General features: G+C 45.1%; 10 protein-coding genes, 8 rRNA genes and 1 riboswitch. Of the genes, 1 reads left to right on the forward strand and 17 read right to left on the reverse strand.

All coding sequences use genetic code 11. The features are described from left to right. Positions 1 to 7 precede the first annotated feature (7 nt). The 7 genes from purB to QUF86_RS03560 form a co-directional block, all read right to left on the reverse strand. Positions 8 to 1,300, reverse strand: a complete 1,293-nt coding sequence (purB, locus tag QUF86_RS03530) for an adenylosuccinate lyase (RefSeq protein ID WP_289318243.1) — start codon at positions 1,298 to 1,300, stop codon at positions 8 to 10. After that, positions 1,297 to 2,457 (reverse strand): 5-(carboxyamino)imidazole ribonucleotide synthase, encoded by a 1,161-nt coding sequence (purK, locus tag QUF86_RS03535; RefSeq protein WP_289333635.1) that lies wholly within the window; start codon positions 2,455 to 2,457, stop codon positions 1,297 to 1,299. Before purK ends, purB begins: the two co-directional genes overlap by 4 nt. After that, positions 2,441 to 2,929, reverse strand: a complete 489-nt coding sequence (gene purE / locus QUF86_RS03540) for a 5-(carboxyamino)imidazole ribonucleotide mutase (protein ID WP_289318245.1) — start codon at positions 2,927 to 2,929, stop codon at positions 2,441 to 2,443. Before purE ends, purK begins: the two co-directional genes overlap by 17 nt. A gap of 179 nt (positions 2,930 to 3,108) precedes the next feature. Beyond that, a riboswitch (purine riboswitch) is annotated at positions 3,109 to 3,210 on the reverse strand. A 74-nt stretch (positions 3,211 to 3,284) separates the two neighbouring features. Further along, a complete protein-coding gene (locus QUF86_RS03545) occupies positions 3,285 to 3,521 on the reverse strand; it encodes an NETI motif-containing protein (protein ID WP_421154376.1) in 237 nt (78 codons plus the stop codon). A gap of 528 nt (positions 3,522 to 4,049) precedes the next feature. Beyond that, positions 4,050 to 4,165 (reverse strand): 5S ribosomal RNA (gene rrf, locus QUF86_RS03550). A 63-nt stretch (positions 4,166 to 4,228) separates the two neighbouring features. After that, positions 4,229 to 7,161, reverse strand: a 23S ribosomal RNA gene (locus tag QUF86_RS03555). 175 nt (positions 7,162 to 7,336) lie between these two features. Then, a 16S ribosomal RNA gene (locus QUF86_RS03560) occupies positions 7,337 to 8,887 on the reverse strand. Together the 16S, 23S and 5S rRNA genes form the textbook arrangement of a ribosomal RNA operon. An 836-nt stretch (positions 8,888 to 9,723) precedes the next feature. Here QUF86_RS03560 and QUF86_RS03565 point away from each other — a divergent pair. Next, the gene (locus QUF86_RS03565) at positions 9,724 to 10,281 is read left to right on the forward strand and encodes a shikimate kinase (protein ID WP_289318828.1); all 558 of its coding nucleotides are present in this window, start codon (positions 9,724 to 9,726) and stop codon (positions 10,279 to 10,281) included. 121 nt (positions 10,282 to 10,402) lie between these two features. On the opposite strand, the gene QUF86_RS03570 is transcribed toward QUF86_RS03565, so the two are convergent. From QUF86_RS03570 to QUF86_RS03615, 10 genes are all read right to left on the reverse strand, one after another. Beyond that, positions 10,403 to 11,416: a LacI family DNA-binding transcriptional regulator gene (locus QUF86_RS03570; RefSeq protein ID WP_289318827.1), complete on the reverse strand. Its 1,014-nt coding sequence runs from the start codon at positions 11,414 to 11,416 to the stop codon at positions 10,403 to 10,405. 227 nt (positions 11,417 to 11,643) lie between these two features. Next, positions 11,644 to 12,852, reverse strand: coding sequence for an MFS transporter (locus QUF86_RS03575; RefSeq protein ID WP_289333636.1), 1,209 nt, complete (start codon positions 12,850 to 12,852; stop codon positions 11,644 to 11,646). 312 nt (positions 12,853 to 13,164) lie between these two features. After that, positions 13,165 to 14,049: a shikimate dehydrogenase gene (gene aroE, locus QUF86_RS03580; RefSeq protein ID WP_289318825.1), complete on the reverse strand. Its 885-nt coding sequence runs from the start codon at positions 14,047 to 14,049 to the stop codon at positions 13,165 to 13,167. 66 nt (positions 14,050 to 14,115) lie between these two features. Continuing rightward, positions 14,116 to 14,877 (reverse strand): type I 3-dehydroquinate dehydratase, encoded by a 762-nt coding sequence (gene aroD, locus QUF86_RS03585; RefSeq protein ID WP_289318824.1) that lies wholly within the window; start codon positions 14,875 to 14,877, stop codon positions 14,116 to 14,118. 57 nt (positions 14,878 to 14,934) lie between these two features. Beyond that, complete coding sequence (locus tag QUF86_RS03590; protein WP_289333637.1) at positions 14,935 to 16,140, reverse strand: MFS transporter; 1,206 nt, start codon at positions 16,138 to 16,140, stop codon at positions 14,935 to 14,937. Between the two features lie 906 nt (positions 16,141 to 17,046). Beyond that, positions 17,047 to 17,162 (reverse strand): 5S ribosomal RNA (gene rrf, locus QUF86_RS03595). A 64-nt stretch (positions 17,163 to 17,226) separates the two neighbouring features. After that, positions 17,227 to 20,159: ribosomal RNA gene (locus tag QUF86_RS03600) — 23S ribosomal RNA — on the reverse strand. A gap of 175 nt (positions 20,160 to 20,334) precedes the next feature. Then, positions 20,335 to 21,885 (reverse strand): 16S ribosomal RNA (locus tag QUF86_RS03605). Positions 21,886 to 22,436: 551 nt separating this feature from the next. After that, positions 22,437 to 22,552 (reverse strand): 5S ribosomal RNA (gene rrf / locus QUF86_RS03610). A 63-nt stretch (positions 22,553 to 22,615) separates the two neighbouring features. Beyond that, positions 22,616 to 25,548, reverse strand: a 23S ribosomal RNA gene (locus tag QUF86_RS03615). Positions 25,549 to 25,553 lie beyond the last annotated feature (5 nt).

Genomic DNA, 25,553 nt, shown 5'->3' on the forward strand with positions numbered 1-25,553 from the left:
TTCATTTTTATAAACCTAAACGATCAAAGATTACATCAACATTTTTCAGGTGATGTGTAGGATCGAAACAATCATCAAGTTCTTCTTTCGTAAGCAAGCTTGTGATTTTATCATCCTTTTCGATCAGGCTTCTGAATGGAACCTGAAGCTCCCATGCTTCCATCGCCTTCGGCTGAACCGTGTCATAAGCTTCTTCACGGACAAGTCCTTTATCGATAAGGGAAAGCAGCACACGTTGGGAGAAAATCAATCCCAGCGTACGGTCCATATTGCGTTTCATGTTTTCTGGATAAACGGTCAAGTTCTTAACTATGTTGCTGAAACGGTTCAGCATGTAGTTTAAAGCGATCGTTGCATCCGGTAAGATGATGCGCTCAGCAGAAGAATGCGAAATGTCACGTTCATGCCATAACGGCACATTCTCAAAAGCTGTCATCATGTAACCGCGGATTACACGAGCCATTCCCGTCATATTTTCAGAACCGATTGGATTCCGTTTATGAGGCATTGCCGAAGAGCCCTTTTGTCCTTTTGCAAAGAATTCTTCCACTTCACGTGTTTCACTTTTTTGCAAGCCGCGAATTTCCACTGCGAACTTTTCAATTGATGTCGCAATTAAAGCCAAAGTGCTCATATAATGTGCGTGACGATCGCGCTGCAATGTTTGTGTTGAAATTGGTGCTGCTTCAAGGCCAAGCTTTTCACAAACGAATTTTTCAACGAACGGGTCGATGTTTGCGTACGTTCCGACAGCTCCAGAGATTTTCCCAACCTCTATGTTCTTTCTGGCTTCATCAAAACGTTCGACATTGCGTTTCATTTCTTGATACCAAAGTGCCAGTTTCAACCCAAAAGTAGTCGGTTCCGCGTGAACTCCATGTGTACGTCCCATTTGTACCGTATATTTATGTTCTTTCGCTTTATTTTTCAGAATCTCAACGAAGTTATTTAAATCCTTGGAAAGGATATCATTCGCTTGCTTAATCACATATGAAAGAGCTGTATCGACAACATCAGTTGAGGTCAATCCGTAATGAACCCATTTCCGTTCTTCACCCAACGTTTCAGATACCGCACGTGTAAAAGCAACAACATCGTGTCGTGTATCTTTTTCGATTTCATTGATACGCTCCACATCGAACGTAGCATTTTCACGAAGAAGCTTCACATCTTCTTTTGGAATGACACCTAGTTCAGACCATGCTTCACAAGCTAAGATTTCAACTTCCAACCACGCATTAAAGCGGTTCTTTTCTGTCCAAATGTTTCCCATCTCTGGGCGGGTATAACGTTCAATCATTTTACTTCCTCCGTTTCAACCTGTTGATTCCATATTTTGCTTCGATCACTTTCCAAAAGAGCTTCCTCAATCGTTGGACGTAAAATATTCACATGACCCATTTTCCGCTTAACCTTGGCTTCTTTCTTACCGTAAAGGTGAACCTTCCAATCTGAAAGCGTCGGAATTTCATCCATTAAGGGTCCGATATGCTCACCAAGGATGTTTATCATTACCACAGGCTTCAATAACGCCGTATTTCCGAGCGGCCAATTGCAGACAGCCCTTATATGCTGTTCGAACTGTGAAGTCTCACATGCTTCCATTGTATAATGCCCTGAGTTATGAGGTCTTGGCGCTAATTCATTAATGATGATCTCATCCTGAGCGGTTAAAAACATCTCTACAGCCAATGTCCCCACTAAATCAAGTTTCTCTGCAAGCTGCAATGCTTCATTAATAGCCATCCGTTCAGCTTGTTGACTAATACGGGCGGGAACAATGCTTTTATGAAGAATGTTTTCGATATGAATGTTTTCCGCTATCGGAAAATGACTTGCCTCGCCATTTGCCTTACGCGTCACGATGATGGAGATTTCTTTTACGAAAGGAATCCAGGCTTCCAGCACACATATACCTGTTTTGAGCAGGGATTCAGCCTTTTTGATATCGGCTTCTTCCTTAATGACCAACTGCCCTTTTCCATCATAACCGCCCCGCGTCGTTTTTAACACACTAGGGTACCCTAATTTCTCTATATGAAGGTAAATTTCTGAAATATCCTGTATTTCCCGATATGGAGCAACAGAAGCTCCTGCATCAGATATCGCTTTTTTTTCAGTTAGTCTATCCTGTGTCAGCTTTAATAATTCTGAGCCCTGTGGTAGAAAAGCATGTTGCTTTAACCAATCCAGGGCTTCTGAACTGATATTTTCAAACTCATAGGTTATTACGTCACTGACCTTAGCTAACCTTTTCAATGCTTCGATGTCATCATAAGCACCAATGATTTCAATATCCGCCACTTGCGCACATGGACCTTCTGCAGTCGGCTCAAGGACCGCTATCTTAAAGCCCGATGCCTTAGCCGATAAGGCCATCATCCTTCCCAATTGCCCACCGCCGATAATTCCAATGGTCTGTCCCGGTAAAATGATTGTATTATTTAAGTTGTTCACTGCTCTGTAACACCTTTTCTCTGGTTTCGTCTCGTAAAGCCACTAACCTATCAGCAATGTCAGAATCGAAAGCTGCTAATATTTGGGCCGCAAACAAACCGGCATTGACTGCGCCCGCTTTTCCGATCGCAACCGTTGCAACCGGTACGCCACCAGGCATTTGAACAATCGATAATAACGAATCCATCCCATTTAATGCCTTCGATTGTATTGGTACGCCTATCACAGGGACAATGGTCTTGGCTGCTGTCATACCTGGAAGATGTGCCGCCCCGCCCGCTCCGGCAATAATCACTTTAATGTCTCTCTCTTTTGCACTCTCTGCATATTCAAATAGTAAATCCGGCGTCCTGTGGGCGGAAACGACTCTTTTTTCATAGGGAATCTCAAGCTGTTCCAATGATTCACAAGCGTATTTCATCGTTTCCCAATCCGAGACACTTCCCATAATAACCCCAACTTGCGGTTTCATATCATCTTTCCCTCCAACACTCATATTAAGGCGTCCCGAGTATGCAGATGGACGCTTATCATTATCTATAACATGTAAAATATAAAAAACCGGACAGGTTGCTTCCTCATCGAGAAAGCAACCTGTCCGGAAAAGAAAGCCCTTTTGAAAAATACCAAAAGACTTGGCTAGTTTCCGAATTAGTCAGATGCTTTTCTCATAGTCCGATGATTTACGGTCATCAGGTAGAAACTTTTGGGCCATATCCCCATGATTATATGAGATGTATTAATGTAACTTCATCTTACCTTCCGGACATTTTAATGTCAAGTTAAAATCGAATATTTTTACATGATATGAATAAATCGTTCGTGTTTTACTCAATTAATTTTGCTTCGAATACAATTTTTCGATCAACTGGCACATATTGGACTTTGCCATTCTCGATTCTCTCGGCAAAGATGGGTTCTTCCGTTCGCCTTACAGGAAAGTATCCTGCTGCTTTAATCCGATCTAAACATGCATCGATTGTCTCGCCCTCGATAACTTCAAACTTTTCCTTACTCTTTTTACTCACAATACCGATCCCTTCCATAATTCTATTTGGCTTCATTTCGCTTAGTATCCAACTTACATTATTATCATTAATAAATTCTTCCTAGTATAATGAAAAGAACCAATAAAGACAAGAAATTCATTTTTCAAAAAATCCATTCCAGTATAAAAATCCGTTCTATTGTAAAGGCACCTATCCTCATGAATTTACATACCTTCAATATCCTAACCTTTCTCCCTTTCGAATTACTATAGCCTGAATCAAGAAATTAACCTCTGCTCCTTGATTGGTACATAATCGTATCTTGCTCTCATGAATTATTTCAATTCACTTGGGCCGTATAAATAAACGGCAGTTTGAATTTGAGGGAATTGACGATAGGACGGATTAATTAGGTTTTGGTCGAATTAGATAGGCTGCGGCTCGAATTATTTCCTTCTAGGTCAAATTAGATAGGAAACAGGTCGAATTGAAGGCGAATTCTTCTCCAATTCGACCTTAAATATGGGGATTTCTTAAAAAACGATTTCCATTCAAATCATTGAGACGCAAAAAAGACCAGCCGGATGGCTGGTCTTTGAAATGGCTTGGCGGCGTCCTACTCTCACAGGGGGAAACCCCCAACTACCATCGGCGCTGAAGAGCTTAACTGCCGTGTTCGGAATGGGAACGGGTGTGACCTCTTCGCTATCGCCACCAAACAATAAAGGAACGTTGTTCCTTCAAAACTAGATAATAAGAAGGTATTTCATTTTTTTAAAGCGTTGGTTAAGTCCTCGATCTATTAGTATCAGTCAGCTCCACATGTCGCCACGCTTCCACCTCTGACCTATCAACCTGATCATCTTTCAGGGATCTTACTAGCTTGCGCCATGGGAAATCTCATCTTGAGGGGGGCTTCATGCTTAGATGCTTTCAGCACTTATCCCGTCCGCACGTAGCTACCCAGCTATGCCTTTGGCAAGACAACTGGTACACCAGCGGTGCGTCCATCCCGGTCCTCTCGTACTAAGGACAGCTCCTCTCAAATTTCCTGCGCCCGCGACGGATAGGGACCGAACTGTCTCACGACGTTCTGAACCCAGCTCGCGTACCGCTTTAATGGGCGAACAGCCCAACCCTTGGGACCGACTACAGCCCCAGGATGCGATGAGCCGACATCGAGGTGCCAAACCTCCCCGTCGATGTGGACTCTTGGGGGAGATAAGCCTGTTATCCCCGGGGTAGCTTTTATCCGTTGAGCGATGGCCCTTCCATGCGGAACCACCGGATCACTAAGCCCGACTTTCGTCCCTGCTCGACTTGTAGGTCTCGCAGTCAAGCTCCCTTGTGCCTTTACACTCTACGAATGATTTCCAACCATTCTGAGGGAACCTTTGGGCGCCTCCGTTACTCTTTAGGAGGCGACCGCCCCAGTCAAACTGCCCACCTGACACTGTCTCCCACCCCGATAAGGGGCGCGGGTTAGAATTTCAATACAGCCAGGGTAGTATCCCACCAACGCCTCCACCGAAGCTAGCGCTCCGGCTTCTCAGGCTCCTACCTATCCTGTACAAGCTGTACCAAAATTCAATATCAGGCTGCAGTAAAGCTCCACGGGGTCTTTCCGTCCTGTCGCGGGTAACCTGCATCTTCACAGGTACTATAATTTCACCGAGTCTCTCGTTGAGACAGTGCCCAGATCGTTACACCTTTCGTGCGGGTCGGAACTTACCCGACAAGGAATTTCGCTACCTTAGGACCGTTATAGTTACGGCCGCCGTTTACTGGGGCTTCGGTTCAAAGCTTCGCTTGCGCTAACCTCTCCCCTTAACCTTCCAGCACCGGGCAGGTGTCAGCCCCTATACTTCGCCTTGCGGCTTCGCAGAGACCTGTGTTTTTGCTAAACAGTCGCCTGGGCCTATTCACTGCGGCTTTTCCGGGCTATTCACCCTAAAAAGCACCCCTTCTCCCGAAGTTACGGGGTCATTTTGCCGAGTTCCTTAACGAGAGTTCTCTCGCACACCTTAGGATTCTCTCCTCGCCTACCTGTGTCGGTTTGCGGTACGGGCACCTTACATCTCACTAGAGGCTTTTCTTGGCAGCGTGGAATCAGGAACTTCGGTACTATATTTCCCTCGCCATCACAGCTCCGCCTTAATGGAAACGGGATTTGCCTCGTTTCCGGCCTAACTGCTTGGACGCGCATATCCAACAGCGCGCTTACCCTATCCTTCTGCGTCCCCCCATCGTTCAAACGATGTATAGGTGGTACAGGAATATCAACCTGTTGTCCATCGCCTACGCCTTTCGGCCTCGGCTTAGGTCCCGACTAACCCTGAGCGGACGAGCCTTCCTCAGGAAACCTTAGGCATTCGGTGGAAGGGATTCTCACCCTTCTTTCGCTACTCATACCGGCATTCTCACTTCTAAGCGCTCCACCAGTCCTTCCGGTCTGACTTCAACGCCCTTAGAACGCTCTCCTACCATCGACACCTAATGGTGTCAATCCACAGCTTCGGTGATACGTTTAGCCCCGGTACATTTTCGGCGCGGAGTCACTCGACCAGTGAGCTATTACGCACTCTTTAAATGGTGGCTGCTTCTGAGCCAACATCCTGGTTGTCTAAGCAACTCCACATCCTTTTCCACTTAACGTATACTTTGGGACCTTAGCTGGTGGTCTGGGCTGTTTCCCTTTCGACTACGGATCTTATCACTCGCAGTCTGACTCCCAAGAATAAGTATTTGGCATTCGGAGTTTGACTGAATTCGGTAACCCGTTGGGGGCCCCTAGTCCAATCAGTGCTCTACCTCCAATACTCTCATCTTGAGGCTAGCCCTAAAGCTATTTCGGAGAGAACCAGCTATCTCCAGGTTCGATTGGAATTTCTCCGCTACCCACACCTCATCCCCGCACTTTTCAACGTGCGTGGGTTCGGGCCTCCATTCAGTGTTACCTGAACTTCACCCTGGACATGGGTAGATCACCTGGTTTCGGGTCTACGACCTCATACTCATTCGCCCTATTCAGACTCGCTTTCGCTGCGGCTCCGTCTTATCAACTTAACCTCGCATGAAATCGTAACTCGCCGGTTCATTCTACAAAAGGCACGCCATTACCCATTAACGGGCTTTGACTACTTGTAGGCACACGGTTTCAGGATCTATTTCACTCCCCTTCCGGGGTGCTTTTCACCTTTCCCTCACGGTACTGGTTCACTATCGGTCACTAGGGAGTATTTAGCCTTGGGAGATGGTCCTCCCTGCTTCCGACGGGATTTCTCGTGTCCCGCCGTACTCAGGATCCACTCAGGAGGGAACGAAGTTTCAACTACAGGGTTTTTACCTTCTTTGACGGACCTTTCCAGATCACTTCATTTACCCCGTTCCTTTGTAACTCCATGTTGAGTGTCCTACAACCCCAAGAGGCAAGCCTCTTGGTTTGGGCTAATTCCGTTTCGCTCGCCGCTACTCAGGAAATCGCATTTGCTTTCTCTTCCTCCGGGTACTTAGATGTTTCAGTTCCCCGGGTCTGCCTTCAGTACCCTATGTATTCAGGTAAAGATACTGTTCCATTACGAACAGTGGGTTTCCCCATTCGGAAATCTCCGGATCAAAGCTTACTTACAGCTCCCCGAAGCATATCGGTGTTAGTCCCGTCCTTCATCGGCTCCTAGTGCCAAGGCATCCACCGTGCGCCCTTTCTAACTTAACCGTTAAAAAGATCTTACAGATGCTTTGAAAAAAATTAATTGCCTTCTATCTATTATCTAGTTTTCAAGGAACAAAGCAGAAAGAATCCATCACATCGTGATGTTTTTCTTCCCTATCTGAATGAATTACTCATTCAAAACTGAACAAAACAAAAGCGCGCTCGTAATTATCCTTAGAAAGGAGGTGATCCAGCCGCACCTTCCGATACGGCTACCTTGTTACGACTTCACCCCAATCATCTGTCCCACCTTAGGCGGCTGGCTCCATAAAGGTTACCTCACCGACTTCGGGTGTTACAAACTCTCGTGGTGTGACGGGCGGTGTGTACAAGGCCCGGGAACGTATTCACCGCGGCATGCTGATCCGCGATTACTAGCGATTCCGGCTTCATGTAGGCGAGTTGCAGCCTACAATCCGAACTGAGAATGGCTTTATGGGATTCGCTTACCTTCGCAGGTTTGCAGCCCTTTGTACCATCCATTGTAGCACGTGTGTAGCCCAGGTCATAAGGGGCATGATGATTTGACGTCATCCCCACCTTCCTCCGGTTTGTCACCGGCAGTCACCTTAGAGTGCCCAACTGAATGCTGGCAACTAAGATCAAGGGTTGCGCTCGTTGCGGGACTTAACCCAACATCTCACGACACGAGCTGACGACAACCATGCACCACCTGTCACTCTGTCCCCCGAAGGGGAAAGCCCTATCTCTAGGGTTGTCAGAGGATGTCAAGACCTGGTAAGGTTCTTCGCGTTGCTTCGAATTAAACCACATGCTCCACCGCTTGTGCGGGCCCCCGTCAATTCCTTTGAGTTTCAGCCTTGCGGCCGTACTCCCCAGGCGGAGTGCTTAATGCGTTAGCTGCAGCACTAAAGGGCGGAAACCCTCTAACACTTAGCACTCATCGTTTACGGCGTGGACTACCAGGGTATCTAATCCTGTTTGCTCCCCACGCTTTCGCGCCTCAGTGTCAGTTACAGACCAGAAAGTCGCCTTCGCCACTGGTGTTCCTCCAAATCTCTACGCATTTCACCGCTACACTTGGAATTCCACTTTCCTCTTCTGTACTCAAGTTCCCCAGTTTCCAATGACCCTCCACGGTTGAGCCGTGGGCTTTCACATCAGACTTAAGGAACCACCTGCGCGCGCTTTACGCCCAATAATTCCGGACAACGCTTGCCACCTACGTATTACCGCGGCTGCTGGCACGTAGTTAGCCGTGGCTTTCTGGTTAGGTACCGTCAAGGTACCAGCAGTTACTCTGGTACTTGTTCTTCCCTAACAACAGAACTTTACGACCCGAAGGCCTTCTTCGTTCACGCGGCGTTGCTCCGTCAGACTTTCGTCCATTGCGGAAGATTCCCTACTGCTGCCTCCCGTAGGAGTCTGGGCCGTGTCTCAGTCCCAGTGTGGCCGATCACCCTCTCAGGTCGGCTACGCATCGTCGCCTTGGTGAGCCATTACCTCACCAACTAGCTAATGCGCCGCGGGCCCATCTATAAGTGACAGCCGAAACCGTCTTTCCATCTTCTCTCATGCGAGAAAAGAACGTATCCGGTATTAGCTCCGGTTTCCCGAAGTTATCCCAGTCTTATAGGCAGGTTGCCCACGTGTTACTCACCCGTCCGCCGCTAATCTCAGGGAGCAAGCTCCCGTCGATTCGCTCGACTTGCATGTATTAGGCACGCCGCCAGCGTTCGTCCTGAGCCAGGATCAAACTCTCCGAAGAAATGTTTGACTTGCTCATTTTGCTTTTTTGATAGTGTGTGCTCACTTAAAAAATTTAACGTTGGCGCTTTGTTTTGTTCAGTTTTCAAAGAGCAATTTCACAATCGTTCTTTCGAACGGCTTGTTTATTCATCATAACATCTTATTGATTAGTTGTCAACTTCTGCGAAGTTTTAAACTTATTTTAAATCGCTGTGTTTTTCAGCGACCATTTCATCTTATCATTTTCATAGTAAGAAGTCAATAGTTATTATTTTTCTTTTGGAATCTACCAAAAGCGGATGAAGTTGTTCGTTTGTCTTAGTTGGTGCTTATTTATATTAATCCTTTCGTACCATAAAGTCAACACATTTTATGCAATTCTTTGTTAAGTGATTTATCCATTTATATTAGGAGCATTATATGTGCCTATTACAGCATGACTATAATCCACCAAAACCTTCTTGATCCTTGTTCATTAAATCTAAGGTCCCCTTCGATCAACATCCATTTTATTAAATCGAAGACCTTTTTGAAACACACTCCCCTTCCGATTAGTAACTCTTTTGACAAAATCCATAAAAACTATATTATCCAGATCAATTACTATCTTCATTCTCAATAGACCATTCACCCAAATAAATGAAAGGTGTAAATCGAATATAAAAAAATTGATTGTTCCTTTAAGAATGGGATAAGTGATTTTAGAAATAAACTGCTTATATTACGCATTTTCATTGTCCAAATATTAAAAAATTTTTTTACAATTTTACTTTCTTGTACTATAATAAAGTTATTTTAAAAATTTTAGGATAGACTTTTAATCATTATAAAAATAGTTGGGAGAGGGATTTATAAATGATTAATAAAAACACATCTTTGAGGATGCAAAGTATCGTTTTTATTGGCTTTATGGGAGTTGGAAAGACGACGATCGGACAGAAAGTAGCCAGAAAATTATATAGGGACTTTATTGATATAGACCAAGAAATTGAAAAGGAATTCAATATGCCCACTACAGAAATATTCAAGAAGTTTGGTGAAAAAGCATTTCGCGAAAAAGAAAAAAATGTGATTGAAAGCCTTAGTCAACAACAATTGAAAATCATTTCAGTTGGAGGTGGGGCATTCTTACAAGAGGATATACGCAATATCTGTTTATCTAATTGCATTGTCTTCTACCTTGATTTATCTTGGGAATATTGGAAAGAAAGAATTGGCTTACTTATTGATAGTAGACCTGTTTTACAAAGTCGGACCCTAGAGGAAATCGAAGAGCTCTTTTACACCAGACAGGAGATATACTCCTATCATCATTCGAAAGTGAATACCAACGATCTTGATGTTGATGAAGTGGCAGACTTTATAGTCGATTCATTGAAAGTGGCCTGGGATATTTATGAACCGCTTAAGTAAGCCCCATTCCTTTTATATTTAACCAATGCCCCCGATAAAAGAATAATAGAAAAGATGAAAAGGATACAGAGGTAAGGATACCAAGCCTCCTGTAAACTAATCACCTTTTTATTTTTCTTTATTAGGAAGACTCTCTAATTATCAGTTCTGGGTTTAATATGATTCGCTGTTGTTCACGTTCGATTTTCTCCATTTGCTGGTACAAGAGATTCGCTGCCTCTTTTCCGATACGTCTAGGAAATGAAGAAATGGTCGTTAACGGAGGATGATAGATTTCTGCAACTGGAACGTTATCGAACCCTACGATATCTATATCTTTTCCAGGAGTAAATCCTTTCATCCTTAATCCTTGCATAACACCGAAGGCAATTAAGTCGCTAAAGCAAAAGATTGCAGTTGGCGGATTGGGATTCTCAAGTACTTTCAATACAGCCTCTAGCCCGCCCTCCCGTGTCGGGGCACTATCTATCATTAACGATTCATCCACTTCCAAGCCCGCTCTTGAAAGGGCTTCCCGATACCCCTCCATTCTCTCGATCCAAGTAGAAGATTCCCTGATTCCACCAAGTAGCGCAATTCTTTTATGTCCCTTTTCAATAAGATGGTCAACAGCAATTCGGGCTCCTTCTGGATAATCGATGCCTACATAGTCACTATTCACTTCCGGTAGTTCTCTAACAGCAAGGACCATCGGCGTGTCAATTTCATTTAATCGCTCAATGGTTTCTTGTGTACTTTCAGAGACAGGACAAAGAATCAAGCCTCCAACCCTATGTTCCAACATGGTTGAAAGAAGATGGTCTTGCTTGGTAACCGAGTCGAATGTAGTCCCCAGTAACACCGTATAACCGACCTCATCCAATGCGTCGTGAACGCCTATCAGGAATTCAGAAAAAAAGGTATTTGATATATCAGTAATAATGATTCCTACAGTATCAGAACTCTGCGATCTTAGGTTTGCTGCAATTCTATCGTAAACATAACCCAATTCATGCATGGATTTTAATACCTTTTTTCGCGTCGCTTCCGAAATTCGCGGGTTATTACGAACTATTAGGGAAGCAGTGGAAGTAGATACCCCAGCATGTTTCGCTACCTCTTGCAGCGTAACTCGACCTTTTTTGGATTGTTTCATAGTTCAATCACCATCTTGAATGTATTTTTGATGTATTTTTTATTATCATGTTCTTACTATAATAATAATATAGTTACTGTCATTATTATACCCTTGCTTTTGGGACAAGGTTATTCCATCGGTCAATAATCTCTCCAATACATCTATATACCATATTCATTTGACCAAAAAAAAAAACGCCACCCTAGTTCTAGTAGATGGAGTTTTAACTAATCCGTCACCATTCCTTATCCTTGGTTAAATATAGTCTGGTGCTGTGTCAATTTTTTATACCGATAATTAACAAATGCTGCAGCTAGGATTCCTAATGTTGCAATAAAACAATCGAATAGAAAAATGTGAGATATATCCCCACTCTTGGCGATCAAACCCGTTGCAATTGGTAAAATGACGCTCGCCAAACTTGAGGCCGTCGCAACGATCCCTGTTACAGTTCCTTTTTTCCTCCAGAAAAGTTCAGTCATTATTGCAATGGTTAATTGAAATATCCCAGCTGTCGAGGCTCCAAGGAAAAAGGAGGCAATACTTAAGACCATAGGTGAATGAACCGTTAATATGATGATTACTGTCAGTAAAGTAATCATTGGATAAAGCAATATCACCGTCACGGGCTTAATCCATTTGTTTAATAAGACGGATAGTAGCAGGACGGAAATGAGTGATCCAACACCATAATAGCTCAGTAATTTAATCGAACCTGATGTGGACATCCCTGCAACTTCATGTCCGAAACTCGGTAACCAGATTTGCGAAACTGTAAATAACGCAGTTGATGTAAATCCAATTATGATTAGCGCCAGTCCTTCGCTCCAAAATTTAGGTTCAGTTATGAACCTGTTCAATTGCAAATCATCCTCATTACTGACAGGACCGGACTTGCTTTTTGGAAATGAAACCGACATCACAAAAAACATATTAACGAAATAGATGACAGACGGTAATATAAATGCAAATCCGTAGAATAATTGGTTCTTGGAAAGGAACAAGATGATGAATGGTAAGATGGTTGCACCAAGTGAACCAAAAGCCTTAACCATAACACTGGCTGAACCTGCAGAATTAGGAAACATTTCAGTTAGCGCTGGATATGTACCAGCATCCATGGCTGAGTTGGAAATACCCGCAAGTAAAGCAAATACAAAGGCCATTTCATATGTGGGAGAAAATGGAATCCCGATTAAAAAAACTCCCATTACAATTGAGGAGACAATAATTAAAGGCTTTCTTCCAAATTTATCTGATAATACTCCCGTGAGACCATACGTGAGTAATCTCCCTATTCCTATTGCGGCAATGAGATAACTGATGCCAGTAGAATCCGTATCCCATTGCTTTGTTAAGGAGGACATGTTTGAGGCGAGGATTATATTGACCATACCCAGCAGAAAATAGTTAATATACATGCCTGATGCCGCTTTAAAATACTGATTTTTCATTATTACACCCCTATAATAAGTCACGATGTGATGTTTCTCCCTTGACCTTATAATTCAAAAATACAGTAATAAAATATTTTTTATAAATACATTTTGAATTAAAGTCTCCCCTTTATGTTATCCATTTAAATGAAAACCACTTTTCAAAAAAAAACGCTAAGAAAAACAAGGGACTTCACTCCCTGCATTTCTTAGCTCCGAGGTTTTCTACACTCATTTGTAAGTACTTTTATCCTTTAACAATGATGCACTTCAAGTATGAAAAAACCTCTATTACGATAACATGGAGAATAATCTCGAGAGTGAATCATATTATTCTGCAAACATTTGCTCTTTGATGTAATCTACAGGCATCTGTTGACCTGTCCATAATTCAAAGGCCAATGCACCTTGCCATAGCATCATCCCAAGACCATTAATTGCTGTAGCACCCGCAGCCTCAGCTTGTTCCATTAGTTTCGATTTGCGGGGAATGTAAACAACGTCTGTTACGATTAAATCAGGACGTAGCATGGATTCATCTTGAATGACACTTAAGCCTTCAAGTGGTTTCATGCCAACGCCAGTTCCATTTGCCAAAATATCACTAGTTGCGATTTCAGCCCTTAATTGTTCAACATTTTCAAGAGGGTATACATTTGCTTTCACGTTTAAGTGCTTCATATCTTCATTGATGATTCGTACATTTTCTTCTGCTTGCGGGTAGAAAGCATCATCACGAGCAAAAATGCTAATTTCCGCCACACCTTCTAGAGCGGATTGAATAGCGATAGGAGTAGCAGCCCCACCAGAACCGATAAGAGTCATTTTCTTACCTTTAATATTTATACCATGCTCTTTTAGGTTCCGAGTATAACCCATTCCATCGGTACTGTGACCCACGAATTTCCCATCGACATTGACAACTGTATTAACGGCCCCAGAAAATTTAGCACTGTCTGCCAACTCGTCAAGATAAGGAAGTATTTTCATTTTATTAGGCATGGATACGTTAAATCCTTTTACATTTAATGCACGCATCCCTTTGACTGCATCTTCCAATTGTTCATTTCCGACTTCAAATGCTAAATAGGCGCAATTCAATCCTAATTTATCAAAAGCTAAATTATGCATGGCTGGTGACAAAGAATGTCCGATAGGTGTTGCCAGCAACCCTACCAATTCTGTTTTTCCATTGATACGTCCTAGATTTTCCATGTTCTATTCCCCCTGGTGGTTAATTTGAAAATTTTATATAAATTCCTTCTTAGAAGAAATTTCTAATTAAATATTTTGATCAATGATCTCCAATACACTTCTTAATTGATTAACAGGAATTTGTCCTGGGGCAGATGCTTCTTTTCCGGCACCGAATGTACAAGCAGATCCAAACACCGCGCCTGATAATCTACTTACCAGACCTGTACCCGACATTGACATCGTAATGAACGGACGATCGGCATACTTTGTTTTCATCGTATGGGTTGCATCTAATAAAATGAGTAAATCACCAACACTTTGGGGCATTACAGCGATTTTTGGAATATGAGCTCCTAATTCCTGCATTTTACGCAAACGGTATATGATTTCTTCTTTTTCTGGTGTCTTATCGAAATCATGGTTACACATCACTACGTATACGCCATTTTCCTCAGCTACTTTTACAGTCTCCTTCACTGACGACTCTTCAAAAAATAACTCTACATCGACAAGATCAATATTCTTCGTTCTAATTGCTGTATGAAGCAGTTGAAAATAATGTTCATCGGTGATTTTCTTGTTCCCGCCTTCTTTATGGCTCCTAAAAGTGAAAAGCAGCAATGTACTAGGTACAGCACGTCTAAGTTTTGAAATCATTTCCGAAACGGCTTCTAAGCTCTCAACTTTTTCAAAGACATCCACTCGCCATTCAATGATATCCGGCTCTAAAGCATTTACCGTTTCAACTTCTTTCAGTAGTTCTTTTTCAGTGGTCCCCATAAGCGGAACGATGATCTTTGGAACCCCTTCTCCGATCGTTACGTCTTTGATCGTGATTGTTTGCATGGATGTTTCCCCCTTTTATCATTATCATCAGTGGTGATTGATGTTCGCTTCTACCACTTAATTGGATGAAATCTTAATTACCTTTTTATATCGATAGGCAACGAAAACGGCCAATAAAATACTGACTATTGCAATTGCCACATCAAACAAGAAGACTGCAGTTAAACCGGCACTCTTAGAAATGATACCTGTAACGAAAGGTATGATGATAAAAGCTGAACTAGCTGCAATGTTTACATATGAAGTAATTGTCCCTTTATTGGCTGGGAAGAATTCGGTAATTATTGTCATGGCTAATTGGAACACTCCTGCAGTTGAAAGTCCAATGAAGAAAGCGCTCAAAACAGTCATAAATGGTTGCTGGATATATATGAGTGACAATAAAGATAGTGCTGCAATGATTGGATAGATGATCATGACGGTAATAGGCTTAATTACCTTATTCAATAGTACCGCCAGTAAAATGACAGAAACAAGTGAGCCAATGCTATAGTAACTAAGCAATTGAACAGCCTTAGCCTGGGTTAGCCCCAATACCTCTTGTCCAAAGTTCGGGAGCCAGACTTGAACCAGCATGAATAAAGCAGTTGATGTGAAGCCTAAAAGTATGACGGCTAATCCTTCCTGAGCAAACTTCGGTTTTGATAGGAATTGGTGTTGAACCGTTGCAGCTTGTTCGTCATCTTGGACATCACTAGGGGCTTTATGATTCGGGAATGAAACCTTGAGCAAGAAGAATCCGTTAACAAGGTAAACAGCAGCCATTAAGAAGAATGTATACCCGTAAAACATATCTCTAGCTATAAAGAACGCCATGATAAATGGGAGAAGTGCGGCACCGACTGAAACGAACGCTTTTATTAATACGGTAGCGGAACCTGCTTTCTTTTGAAAAGCCTCAATAAGCGCAGGATACGTACCAGCGTCCAAAAATGAGTTTGCAATACCAGCACAGACAGCAAATATAAATGCCAATGTATAGTTAGGAGCCAAAGGTATACCTATGAGGAAGATCAGGTAGATAAAAGATGCTGAAACGACAAATGGCTTCCTTCCTAATTTATCTGACAGTCTACCGGCGAAAAACAAAGAAACTAACTTACCGATTCCTATAGCGGAGACCAAGTAGCTTATCCCCGATGCACTTGTGTTAAATTGTTCGGATAAATTTTCCATATTCGATCCAATGATAATATTGATCATGCCTAAAATAAAATAGCTAATATATAAACCTGTTGCCATTTTTATAAATGGATTTTTCATGAAACACACCCCTATAGTTATTAATGATCGAAATTCAATTTGATTCTTTAGCCTTTCAGAAGTATCCCCCTTGCCCCATATCATAAAAGAAACAAATTACGTTCAAATAAAAAACAATAAACCTCTAAGTAACCGACTCCAGTTAGTAGAACGATATACTAGATTTTAATCTAGTATATCGTTCTACTAATTCTCCTTAATGGTTAGTATATCGTTCTACTAACACAATTCTTATCAATAAGTTTATAAATCCAATAGTATTGAATTTTAGCGCTTATGCTGAAGTAATTTAGTTAACTTTTTTAGTATATCGTTCTACTCGAATTATTATACTGCGCTAATTTCATTGTGTCAAACTCATGAAGCAGACCCGAAACACTGTTCCTTATTAACCATCTCTGAATTTTGAAGTGCTTACCAAATATCATCCTTATCTTAATAGTTCAGCCATAGCCTGTTTTTGGTACTGTTCATACATGATGATGAATGTTTTTATTTAATATGGCACAAGGCATATTATCTCTTAAAATTAGTTTCTTCTATTTCGATATTCCTTACTTTTTTAGTTACCAGTTTCTGAATAAATTTCTTTTTAGCTAAAATAAATGAAGTGCTTCTGATTTAAATCCAATGTTGCAACTTTTTGTAATTGAAGTTATAAAGTTGAATTTTTCACTCGAGTTAATCATCTGTCTTCTAAATTATTATAAGTTACTTTGTTCAATCTCTGGCTAAGTAATGCTGTAACACATTTGCCCTTATTTTCAACTTCCTTGATCTTCTTATTTCCTATAAGGATGATAAATGGAACTCATATTTTTTTCTTTTCATAAAGCCTAATGATCTTATCCGGTCTTCTATCCACAACACAAAAAAAGACCAGCCGGATGGCTGATCTTTGAAATGGCTTGGCGGCGTCCTACTCTCACAGGGGGAAACCCCCAACTACCATCGGCGCTGAAGAGCTTAACTGCCGTGTTCGGAATGGGAACGGGTGTGACCTCTTCGCTATCGCCACCAAACAATAAAGGAACGTTGTTCCTTCAAAACTAGATAATAAGAAGGTATTTCATTTTTTAAAAAGCGTTGGTTAAGTCCTCGATCTATTAGTATCAGTCAGCTCCACATGTCGCCACGCTTCCACCTCTGACCTATCAACCTGATCATCTTTCAGGGATCTTACTAGCTTGCGCCATGGGAAATCTCATCTTGAGGGGGGCTTCATGCTTAGATGCTTTCAGCACTTATCCCGTCCGCACGTAGCTACCCAGCTATGCCTTTGGCAAGACAACTGGTACACCAGCGGTGCGTCCATCCCGGTCCTCTCGTACTAAGGACAGCTCCTCTCAAATTTCCTGCGCCCGCGACGGATAGGGACCGAACTGTCTCACGACGTTCTGAACCCAGCTCGCGTACCGCTTTAATGGGCGAACAGCCCAACCCTTGGGACCGACTACAGCCCCAGGATGCGATGAGCCGACATCGAGGTGCCAAACCTCCCCGTCGATGTGGACTCTTGGGGGAGATAAGCCTGTTATCCCCGGGGTAGCTTTTATCCGTTGAGCGATGGCCCTTCCATGCGGAACCACCGGATCACTAAGCCCGACTTTCGTCCCTGCTCGACTTGTAGGTCTCGCAGTCAAGCTCCCTTGTGCCTTTACACTCTACGAATGATTTCCAACCATTCTGAGGGAACCTTTGGGCGCCTCCGTTACTCTTTAGGAGGCGACCGCCCCAGTCAAACTGCCCACCTGACACTGTCTCCCACCCCGATAAGGGGCGCGGGTTAGAATTTCAATACAGCCAGGGTAGTATCCCACCAACGCCTCCACCGAAGCTAGCGCTCCGGCTTCTCAGGCTCCTACCTATCCTGTACAAGCTGTACCAAAATTCAATATCAGGCTGCAGTAAAGCTCCACGGGGTCTTTCCGTCCTGTCGCGGGTAACCTGCATCTTCACAGGTACTATAATTTCACCGAGTCTCTCGTTGAGACAGTGCCCAGATCGTTACACCTTTCGTGCGGGTCGGAACTTACCCGACAAGGAATTTCGCTACCTTAGGACCGTTATAGTTACGGCCGCCGTTTACTGGGGCTTCGGTTCAAAGCTTCGCTTGCGCTAACCTCTCCCCTTAACCTTCCAGCACCGGGCAGGTGTCAGCCCCTATACTTCGCCTTGCGGCTTCGCAGAGACCTGTGTTTTTGCTAAACAGTCGCCTGGGCCTATTCACTGCGGCTTTTCCGGGCTATTCACCCTAAAAAGCACCCCTTCTCCCGAAGTTACGGGGTCATTTTGCCGAGTTCCTTAACGAGAGTTCTCTCGCACACCTTAGGATTCTCTCCTCGCCTACCTGTGTCGGTTTGCGGTACGGGCACCTTACATCTCACTAGAGGCTTTTCTTGGCAGCGTGGAATCAGGAACTTCGGTACTATATTTCCCTCGCCATCACAGCTCCGCCTTAATGGAAACGGGATTTGCCTCGTTTCCGGCCTAACTGCTTGGACGCGCATATCCAACAGCGCGCTTACCCTATCCTTCTGCGTCCCCCCATCGTTCAAACGATGTATAGGTGGTACAGGAATATCAACCTGTTGTCCATCGCCTACGCCTTTCGGCCTCGGCTTAGGTCCCGACTAACCCTGAGCGGACGAGCCTTCCTCAGGAAACCTTAGGCATTCGGTGGAAGGGATTCTCACCCTTCTTTCGCTACTCATACCGGCATTCTCACTTCTAAGCGCTCCACCAGTCCTTCCGGTCTGACTTCAACGCCCTTAGAACGCTCTCCTACCATCGACACCTAATGGTGTCAATCCACAGCTTCGGTGATACGTTTAGCCCCGGTACATTTTCGGCGCGGAGTCACTCGACCAGTGAGCTATTACGCACTCTTTAAATGGTGGCTGCTTCTGAGCCAACATCCTGGTTGTCTAAGCAACTCCACATCCTTTTCCACTTAACGTATACTTTGGGACCTTAGCTGGTGGTCTGGGCTGTTTCCCTTTCGACTACGGATCTTATCACTCGCAGTCTGACTCCCAAGAATAAGTATTTGGCATTCGGAGTTTGACTGAATTCGGTAACCCGTTGGGGGCCCCTAGTCCAATCAGTGCTCTACCTCCAATACTCTCATCTTGAGGCTAGCCCTAAAGCTATTTCGGAGAGAACCAGCTATCTCCAGGTTCGATTGGAATTTCTCCGCTACCCACACCTCATCCCCGCACTTTTCAACGTGCGTGGGTTCGGGCCTCCATTCAGTGTTACCTGAACTTCACCCTGGACATGGGTAGATCACCTGGTTTCGGGTCTACGACCTCATACTCATTCGCCCTATTCAGACTCGCTTTCGCTGCGGCTCCGTCTTATCAACTTAACCTCGCATGAAATCGTAACTCGCCGGTTCATTCTACAAAAGGCACGCCATTACCCATTAACGGGCTTTGACTACTTGTAGGCACACGGTTTCAGGATCTATTTCACTCCCCTTCCGGGGTGCTTTTCACCTTTCCCTCACGGTACTGGTTCACTATCGGTCACTAGGGAGTATTTAGCCTTGGGAGATGGTCCTCCCTGCTTCCGACGGGATTTCTCGTGTCCCGCCGTACTCAGGATCCACTCAGGAGGGAACGAAGTTTCAACTACAGGGTTTTTACCTTCTTTGACGGACCTTTCCAGATCACTTCATTTACCCCGTTCCTTTGTAACTCCATGTTGAGTGTCCTACAACCCCAAGAGGCAAGCCTCTTGGTTTGGGCTAATTCCGTTTCGCTCGCCGCTACTCAGGAAATCGCATTTGCTTTCTCTTCCTCCGGGTACTTAGATGTTTCAGTTCCCCGGGTCTGCCTTCAGTACCCTATGTATTCAGGTAAAGATACTGTTCCATTACGAACAGTGGGTTTCCCCATTCGGAAATCTCCGGATCAAAGCTTACTTACAGCTCCCCGAAGCATATCGGTGTTAGTCCCGTCCTTCATCGGCTCCTAGTGCCAAGGCATCCACCGTGCGCCCTTTCTAACTTAACCGTTAAAAAGATCTTACAGATGCTTTGAAAAAAATTAATTGCCTTCTATCTATTATCTAGTTTTCAAGGAACAAAGCAGAAAGAATCCATCACATCGTGATGTTTTTCTTCCCTATCTGAATGAATTACTCATTCAAAACTGAACAAAACAAAAGCGCTCTCGTAATTATCCTTAGAAAGGAGGTGATCCAGCCGCACCTTCCGATACGGCTACCTTGTTACGACTTCACCCCAATCATCTGTCCCACCTTAGGCGGCTGGCTCCATGAAGGTTACCTCACCGACTTCGGGTGTTACAAACTCTCGTGGTGTGACGGGCGGTGTGTACAAGGCCCGGGAACGTATTCACCGCGGCATGCTGATCCGCGATTACTAGCGATTCCGGCTTCATGTAGGCGAGTTGCAGCCTACAATCCGAACTGAGAATGGCTTTATGGGATTCGCTTACCTTCGCAGGTTTGCAGCCCTTTGTACCATCCATTGTAGCACGTGTGTAGCCCAGGTCATAAGGGGCATGATGATTTGACGTCATCCCCACCTTCCTCCGGTTTGTCACCGGCAGTCACCTTAGAGTGCCCAACTGAATGCTGGCAACTAAGATCAAGGGTTGCGCTCGTTGCGGGACTTAACCCAACATCTCACGACACGAGCTGACGACAACCATGCACCACCTGTCACTCTGTCCCCCGAAGGGGAAAGCCCTATCTCTAGGGTTGTCAGAGGATGTCAAGACCTGGTAAGGTTCTTCGCGTTGCTTCGAATTAAACCACATGCTCCACCGCTTGTGCGGGCCCCCGTCAATTCCTTTGAGTTTCAGCCTTGCGGCCGTACTCCCCAGGCGGAGTGCTTAATGCGTTAGCTGCAGCACTAAAGGGCGGAAACCCTCTAACACTTAGCACTCATCGTTTACGGCGTGGACTACCAGGGTATCTAATCCTGTTTGCTCCCCACGCTTTCGCGCCTCAGTGTCAGTTACAGACCAGAAAGTCGCCTTCGCCACTGGTGTTCCTCCAAATCTCTACGCATTTCACCGCTACACTTGGAATTCCACTTTCCTCTTCTGCACTCAAGTTCCCCAGTTTCCAATGACCCTCCACGGTTGAGCCGTGGGCTTTCACATCAGACTTAAGGAACCACCTGCGCGCGCTTTACGCCCAATAATTCCGGACAACGCTTGCCACCTACGTATTACCGCGGCTGCTGGCACGTAGTTAGCCGTGGCTTTCTGGTTAGGTACCGTCAAGGTACCAGCAGTTACTCTGGTACTTGTTCTTCCCTAACAACAGAACTTTACGACCCGAAGGCCTTCTTCGTTCACGCGGCGTTGCTCCGTCAGACTTTCGTCCATTGCGGAAGATTCCCTACTGCTGCCTCCCGTAGGAGTCTGGGCCGTGTCTCAGTCCCAGTGTGGCCGATCACCCTCTCAGGTCGGCTACGCATCGTCGCCTTGGTGAGCCATTACCTCACCAACTAGCTAATGCGCCGCGGGCCCATCTATAAGTGACAGCCGAAACCGTCTTTCCATCTTCTCTCATGCGAGAAAAGAACGTATCCGGTATTAGCTCCGGTTTCCCGAAGTTATCCCAGTCTTATAGGCAGGTTGCCCACGTGTTACTCACCCGTCCGCCGCTAATCTCAGGGAGCAAGCTCCCATCGATTCGCTCGACTTGCATGTATTAGGCACGCCGCCAGCGTTCGTCCTGAGCCAGGATCAAACTCTCCGAAGAAATGTTTGACTTGCTCATTTTGCTTTTTTGATAGTGTGTGCTCACTTAAAATTTAACGTTGGCGCTTTGTTTTGTTCAGTTTTCAAAGAGCAATTTCACAATCGTTCTTTCGAACGGCTTGTTTATTCATCATAACATCTTATTGATTAGTTGTCAACTTCTGCGAAGTTTTAAACTTATTTTAAATCGCTGTGTTTTTCAGCGACCATTTCATCTTATCATTTTCATAGTAAGAAGTCAATAGTTATTATTTTTCTTTTGGAATCTACCAAAAGCGGATGAAGTTGTTCGTTTGTCTTAGTTGGTGCTTATTTATATTAATCCAATTTCACTTTAAAGTCAACACATTTCAAAATAAATAATTCCTTTTCTGAATGAAGGGTCTATATCCATCTGATCCCCGTTGGCTTAAGGATATAAAAACACGACTTTAATAAATATAATTCAGACAGAACTCCAAGGTATCCTAAAAAAACCTTATAAGTCTTCATATATTGTACAAGTCCTTATAAATGCAAAAAAGACCAGCCGGATGGCTGATCTTTGAAATGGCTTGGCGGCGTCCTACTCTCACAGGGGGAAACCCCCAACTACCATCGGCGCTGAAGAGCTTAACTGCCGTGTTCGGAATGGGAACGGGTGTGACCTCTTCGCTATCGCCACCAAACAATAAAGGAACGTTGTTCCTTCAAAACTAGATAATAAGAAGGTATTTCATTTTTTTAAAGCGTTGGTTAAGTCCTCGATCTATTAGTATCAGTCAGCTCCACATGTCGCCACGCTTCCACCTCTGACCTATCAACCTGATCATCTTTCAGGGATCTTACTAGCTTGCGCCATGGGAAATCTCATCTTGAGGGGGGCTTCATGCTTAGATGCTTTCAGCACTTATCCCGTCCGCACGTAGCTACCCAGCTATGCCTTTGGCAAGACAACTGGTACACCAGCGGTGCGTCCATCCCGGTCCTCTCGTACTAAGGACAGCTCCTCTCAAATTTCCTGCGCCCGCGACGGATAGGGACCGAACTGTCTCACGACGTTCTGAACCCAGCTCGCGTACCGCTTTAATGGGCGAACAGCCCAACCCTTGGGACCGACTACAGCCCCAGGATGCGATGAGCCGACATCGAGGTGCCAAACCTCCCCGTCGATGTGGACTCTTGGGGGAGATAAGCCTGTTATCCCCGGGGTAGCTTTTATCCGTTGAGCGATGGCCCTTCCATGCGGAACCACCGGATCACTAAGCCCGACTTTCGTCCCTGCTCGACTTGTAGGTCTCGCAGTCAAGCTCCCTTGTGCCTTTACACTCTACGAATGATTTCCAACCATTCTGAGGGAACCTTTGGGCGCCTCCGTTACTCTTTAGGAGGCGACCGCCCCAGTCAAACTGCCCACCTGACACTGTCTCCCACCCCGATAAGGGGCGCGGGTTAGAATTTCAATACAGCCAGGGTAGTATCCCACCAACGCCTCCACCGAAGCTAGCGCTCCGGCTTCTCAGGCTCCTACCTATCCTGTACAAGCTGTACCAAAATTCAATATCAGGCTGCAGTAAAGCTCCACGGGGTCTTTCCGTCCTGTCGCGGGTAACCTGCATCTTCACAGGTACTATAATTTCACCGAGTCTCTCGTTGAGACAGTGCCCAGATCGTTACACCTTTCGTGCGGGTCGGAACTTACCCGACAAGGAATTTCGCTACCTTAGGACCGTTATAGTTACGGCCGCCGTTTACTGGGGCTTCGGTTCAAAGCTTCGCTTGCGCTAACCTCTCCCCTTAACCTTCCAGCACCGGGCAGGTGTCAGCCCCTATACTTCGCCTTGCGGCTTCGCAGAGACCTGTGTTTTTGCTAAACAGTCGCCTGGGCCTATTCACTGCGGCTTTTCCGGGCTATTCACCCTAAAAAGCACCCCTTCTCCCGAAGTTACGGGGTCATTTTGCCGAGTTCCTTAACGAGAGTTCTCTCGCACACCTTAGGATTCTCTCCTCGCCTACCTGTGTCGGTTTGCGGTACGGGCACCTTACATCTCACTAGAGGCTTTTCTTGGCAGCGTGGAATCAGGAACTTCGGTACTATATTTCCCTCGCCATCACAGCTCCGCCTTAATGGAAACGGGATTTGCCTCGTTTCCGGCCTAACTGCTTGGACGCGCATATCCAACAGCGCGCTTACCCTATCCTTCTGCGTCCCCCCATCGTTCAAACGATGTATAGGTGGTACAGGAATATCAACCTGTTGTCCATCGCCTACGCCTTTCGGCCTCGGCTTAGGTCCCGACTAACCCTGAGCGGACGAGCCTTCCTCAGGAAACCTTAGGCATTCGGTGGAAGGGATTCTCACCCTTCTTTCGCTACTCATACCGGCATTCTCACTTCTAAGCGCTCCACCAGTCCTTCCGGTCTGACTTCAACGCCCTTAGAACGCTCTCCTACCATCGACACCTAATGGTGTCAATCCACAGCTTCGGTGATACGTTTAGCCCCGGTACATTTTCGGCGCGGAGTCACTCGACCAGTGAGCTATTACGCACTCTTTAAATGGTGGCTGCTTCTGAGCCAACATCCTGGTTGTCTAAGCAACTCCACATCCTTTTCCACTTAACGTATACTTTGGGACCTTAGCTGGTGGTCTGGGCTGTTTCCCTTTCGACTACGGATCTTATCACTCGCAGTCTGACTCCCAAGAATAAGTATTTGGCATTCGGAGTTTGACTGAATTCGGTAACCCGTTGGGGGCCCCTAGTCCAATCAGTGCTCTACCTCCAATACTCTCATCTTGAGGCTAGCCCTAAAGCTATTTCGGAGAGAACCAGCTATCTCCAGGTTCGATTGGAATTTCTCCGCTACCCACACCTCATCCCCGCACTTTTCAACGTGCGTGGGTTCGGGCCTCCATTCAGTGTTACCTGAACTTCACCCTGGACATGGGTAGATCACCTGGTTTCGGGTCTACGACCTCATACTCATTCGCCCTATTCAGACTCGCTTTCGCTGCGGCTCCGTCTTATCAACTTAACCTCGCATGAAATCGTAACTCGCCGGTTCATTCTACAAAAGGCACGCCATTACCCATTAACGGGCTTTGACTACTTGTAGGCACACGGTTTCAGGATCTATTTCACTCCCCTTCCGGGGTGCTTTTCACCTTTCCCTCACGGTACTGGTTCACTATCGGTCACTAGGGAGTATTTAGCCTTGGGAGATGGTCCTCCCTGCTTCCGACGGGATTTCTCGTGTCCCGCCGTACTCAGGATCCACTCAGGAGGGAACGAAGTTTCAACTACAGGGTTTTTACCTTCTTTGACGGACCTTTCCAGATCACTTCATTTACCCCGTTCCTTTGTAACTCCATGTTGAGTGTCCTACAACCCCAAGAGGCAAGCCTCTTGGTTTGGGCTAATTCCGTTTCGCTCGCCGCTACTCAGGAAATCGCATTTGCTTTCTCTTCCTCCGGGTACTTAGATGTTTCAGTTCCCCGGGTCTGCCTTCAGTACCCTATGTATTCAGGTAAAGATACTGTTCCATTACGAACAGTGGGTTTCCCCATTCGGAAATCTCCGGATCAAAGCTTACTTACAGCTCCCCGAAGCATATCGGTGTTAGTCCCGTCCTTCATCGGCTCCTAGTGCCAAGGCATCCACCGTGCGCCCTTTCTAACTTAACCGTTAA

It is taken from the genome of Peribacillus sp. NJ11, from assembly GCF_030348405.1.
Classification (GTDB): domain Bacteria; phylum Bacillota; class Bacilli; order Bacillales; family DSM-1321; genus Peribacillus.

What these genes read in the sequence shown, in the direction of transcription:
- purB (WP_289318243.1), bottom strand. Translation starts at nt 1,300, where the DNA reads ATGATTGAACGTTATACCCGCCCAGAGATGGGAAACATTTGGACAGAA.
- purE (WP_289318245.1), bottom strand. Translation starts at nt 2,929, where the DNA reads ATGAAACCGCAAGTTGGGGTTATTATGGGAAGTGTCTCGGATTGGGAA.
- QUF86_RS03545 (WP_421154376.1), bottom strand. Translation starts at nt 3,521, where the DNA reads ATGAAGCCAAATAGAATTATGGAAGGGATCGGTATTGTGAGTAAAAAG.
- QUF86_RS03565 (WP_289318828.1), top strand. Translation starts at nt 9,724, where the DNA reads ATGATTAATAAAAACACATCTTTGAGGATGCAAAGTATCGTTTTTATT.
- QUF86_RS03570 (WP_289318827.1), bottom strand. Translation starts at nt 11,416, where the DNA reads ATGAAACAATCCAAAAAAGGTCGAGTTACGCTGCAAGAGGTAGCGAAA.
- QUF86_RS03575 (WP_289333636.1), bottom strand. Translation starts at nt 12,852, where the DNA reads ATGAAAAATCAGTATTTTAAAGCGGCATCAGGCATGTATATTAACTAT.
- aroE (WP_289318825.1), bottom strand. Translation starts at nt 14,049, where the DNA reads ATGGAAAATCTAGGACGTATCAATGGAAAAACAGAATTGGTAGGGTTG.
- aroD (WP_289318824.1), bottom strand. Translation starts at nt 14,877, where the DNA reads ATGCAAACAATCACGATCAAAGACGTAACGATCGGAGAAGGGGTTCCA.
- QUF86_RS03590 (WP_289333637.1), bottom strand. Translation starts at nt 16,140, where the DNA reads ATGAAAAATCCATTTATAAAAATGGCAACAGGTTTATATATTAGCTAT.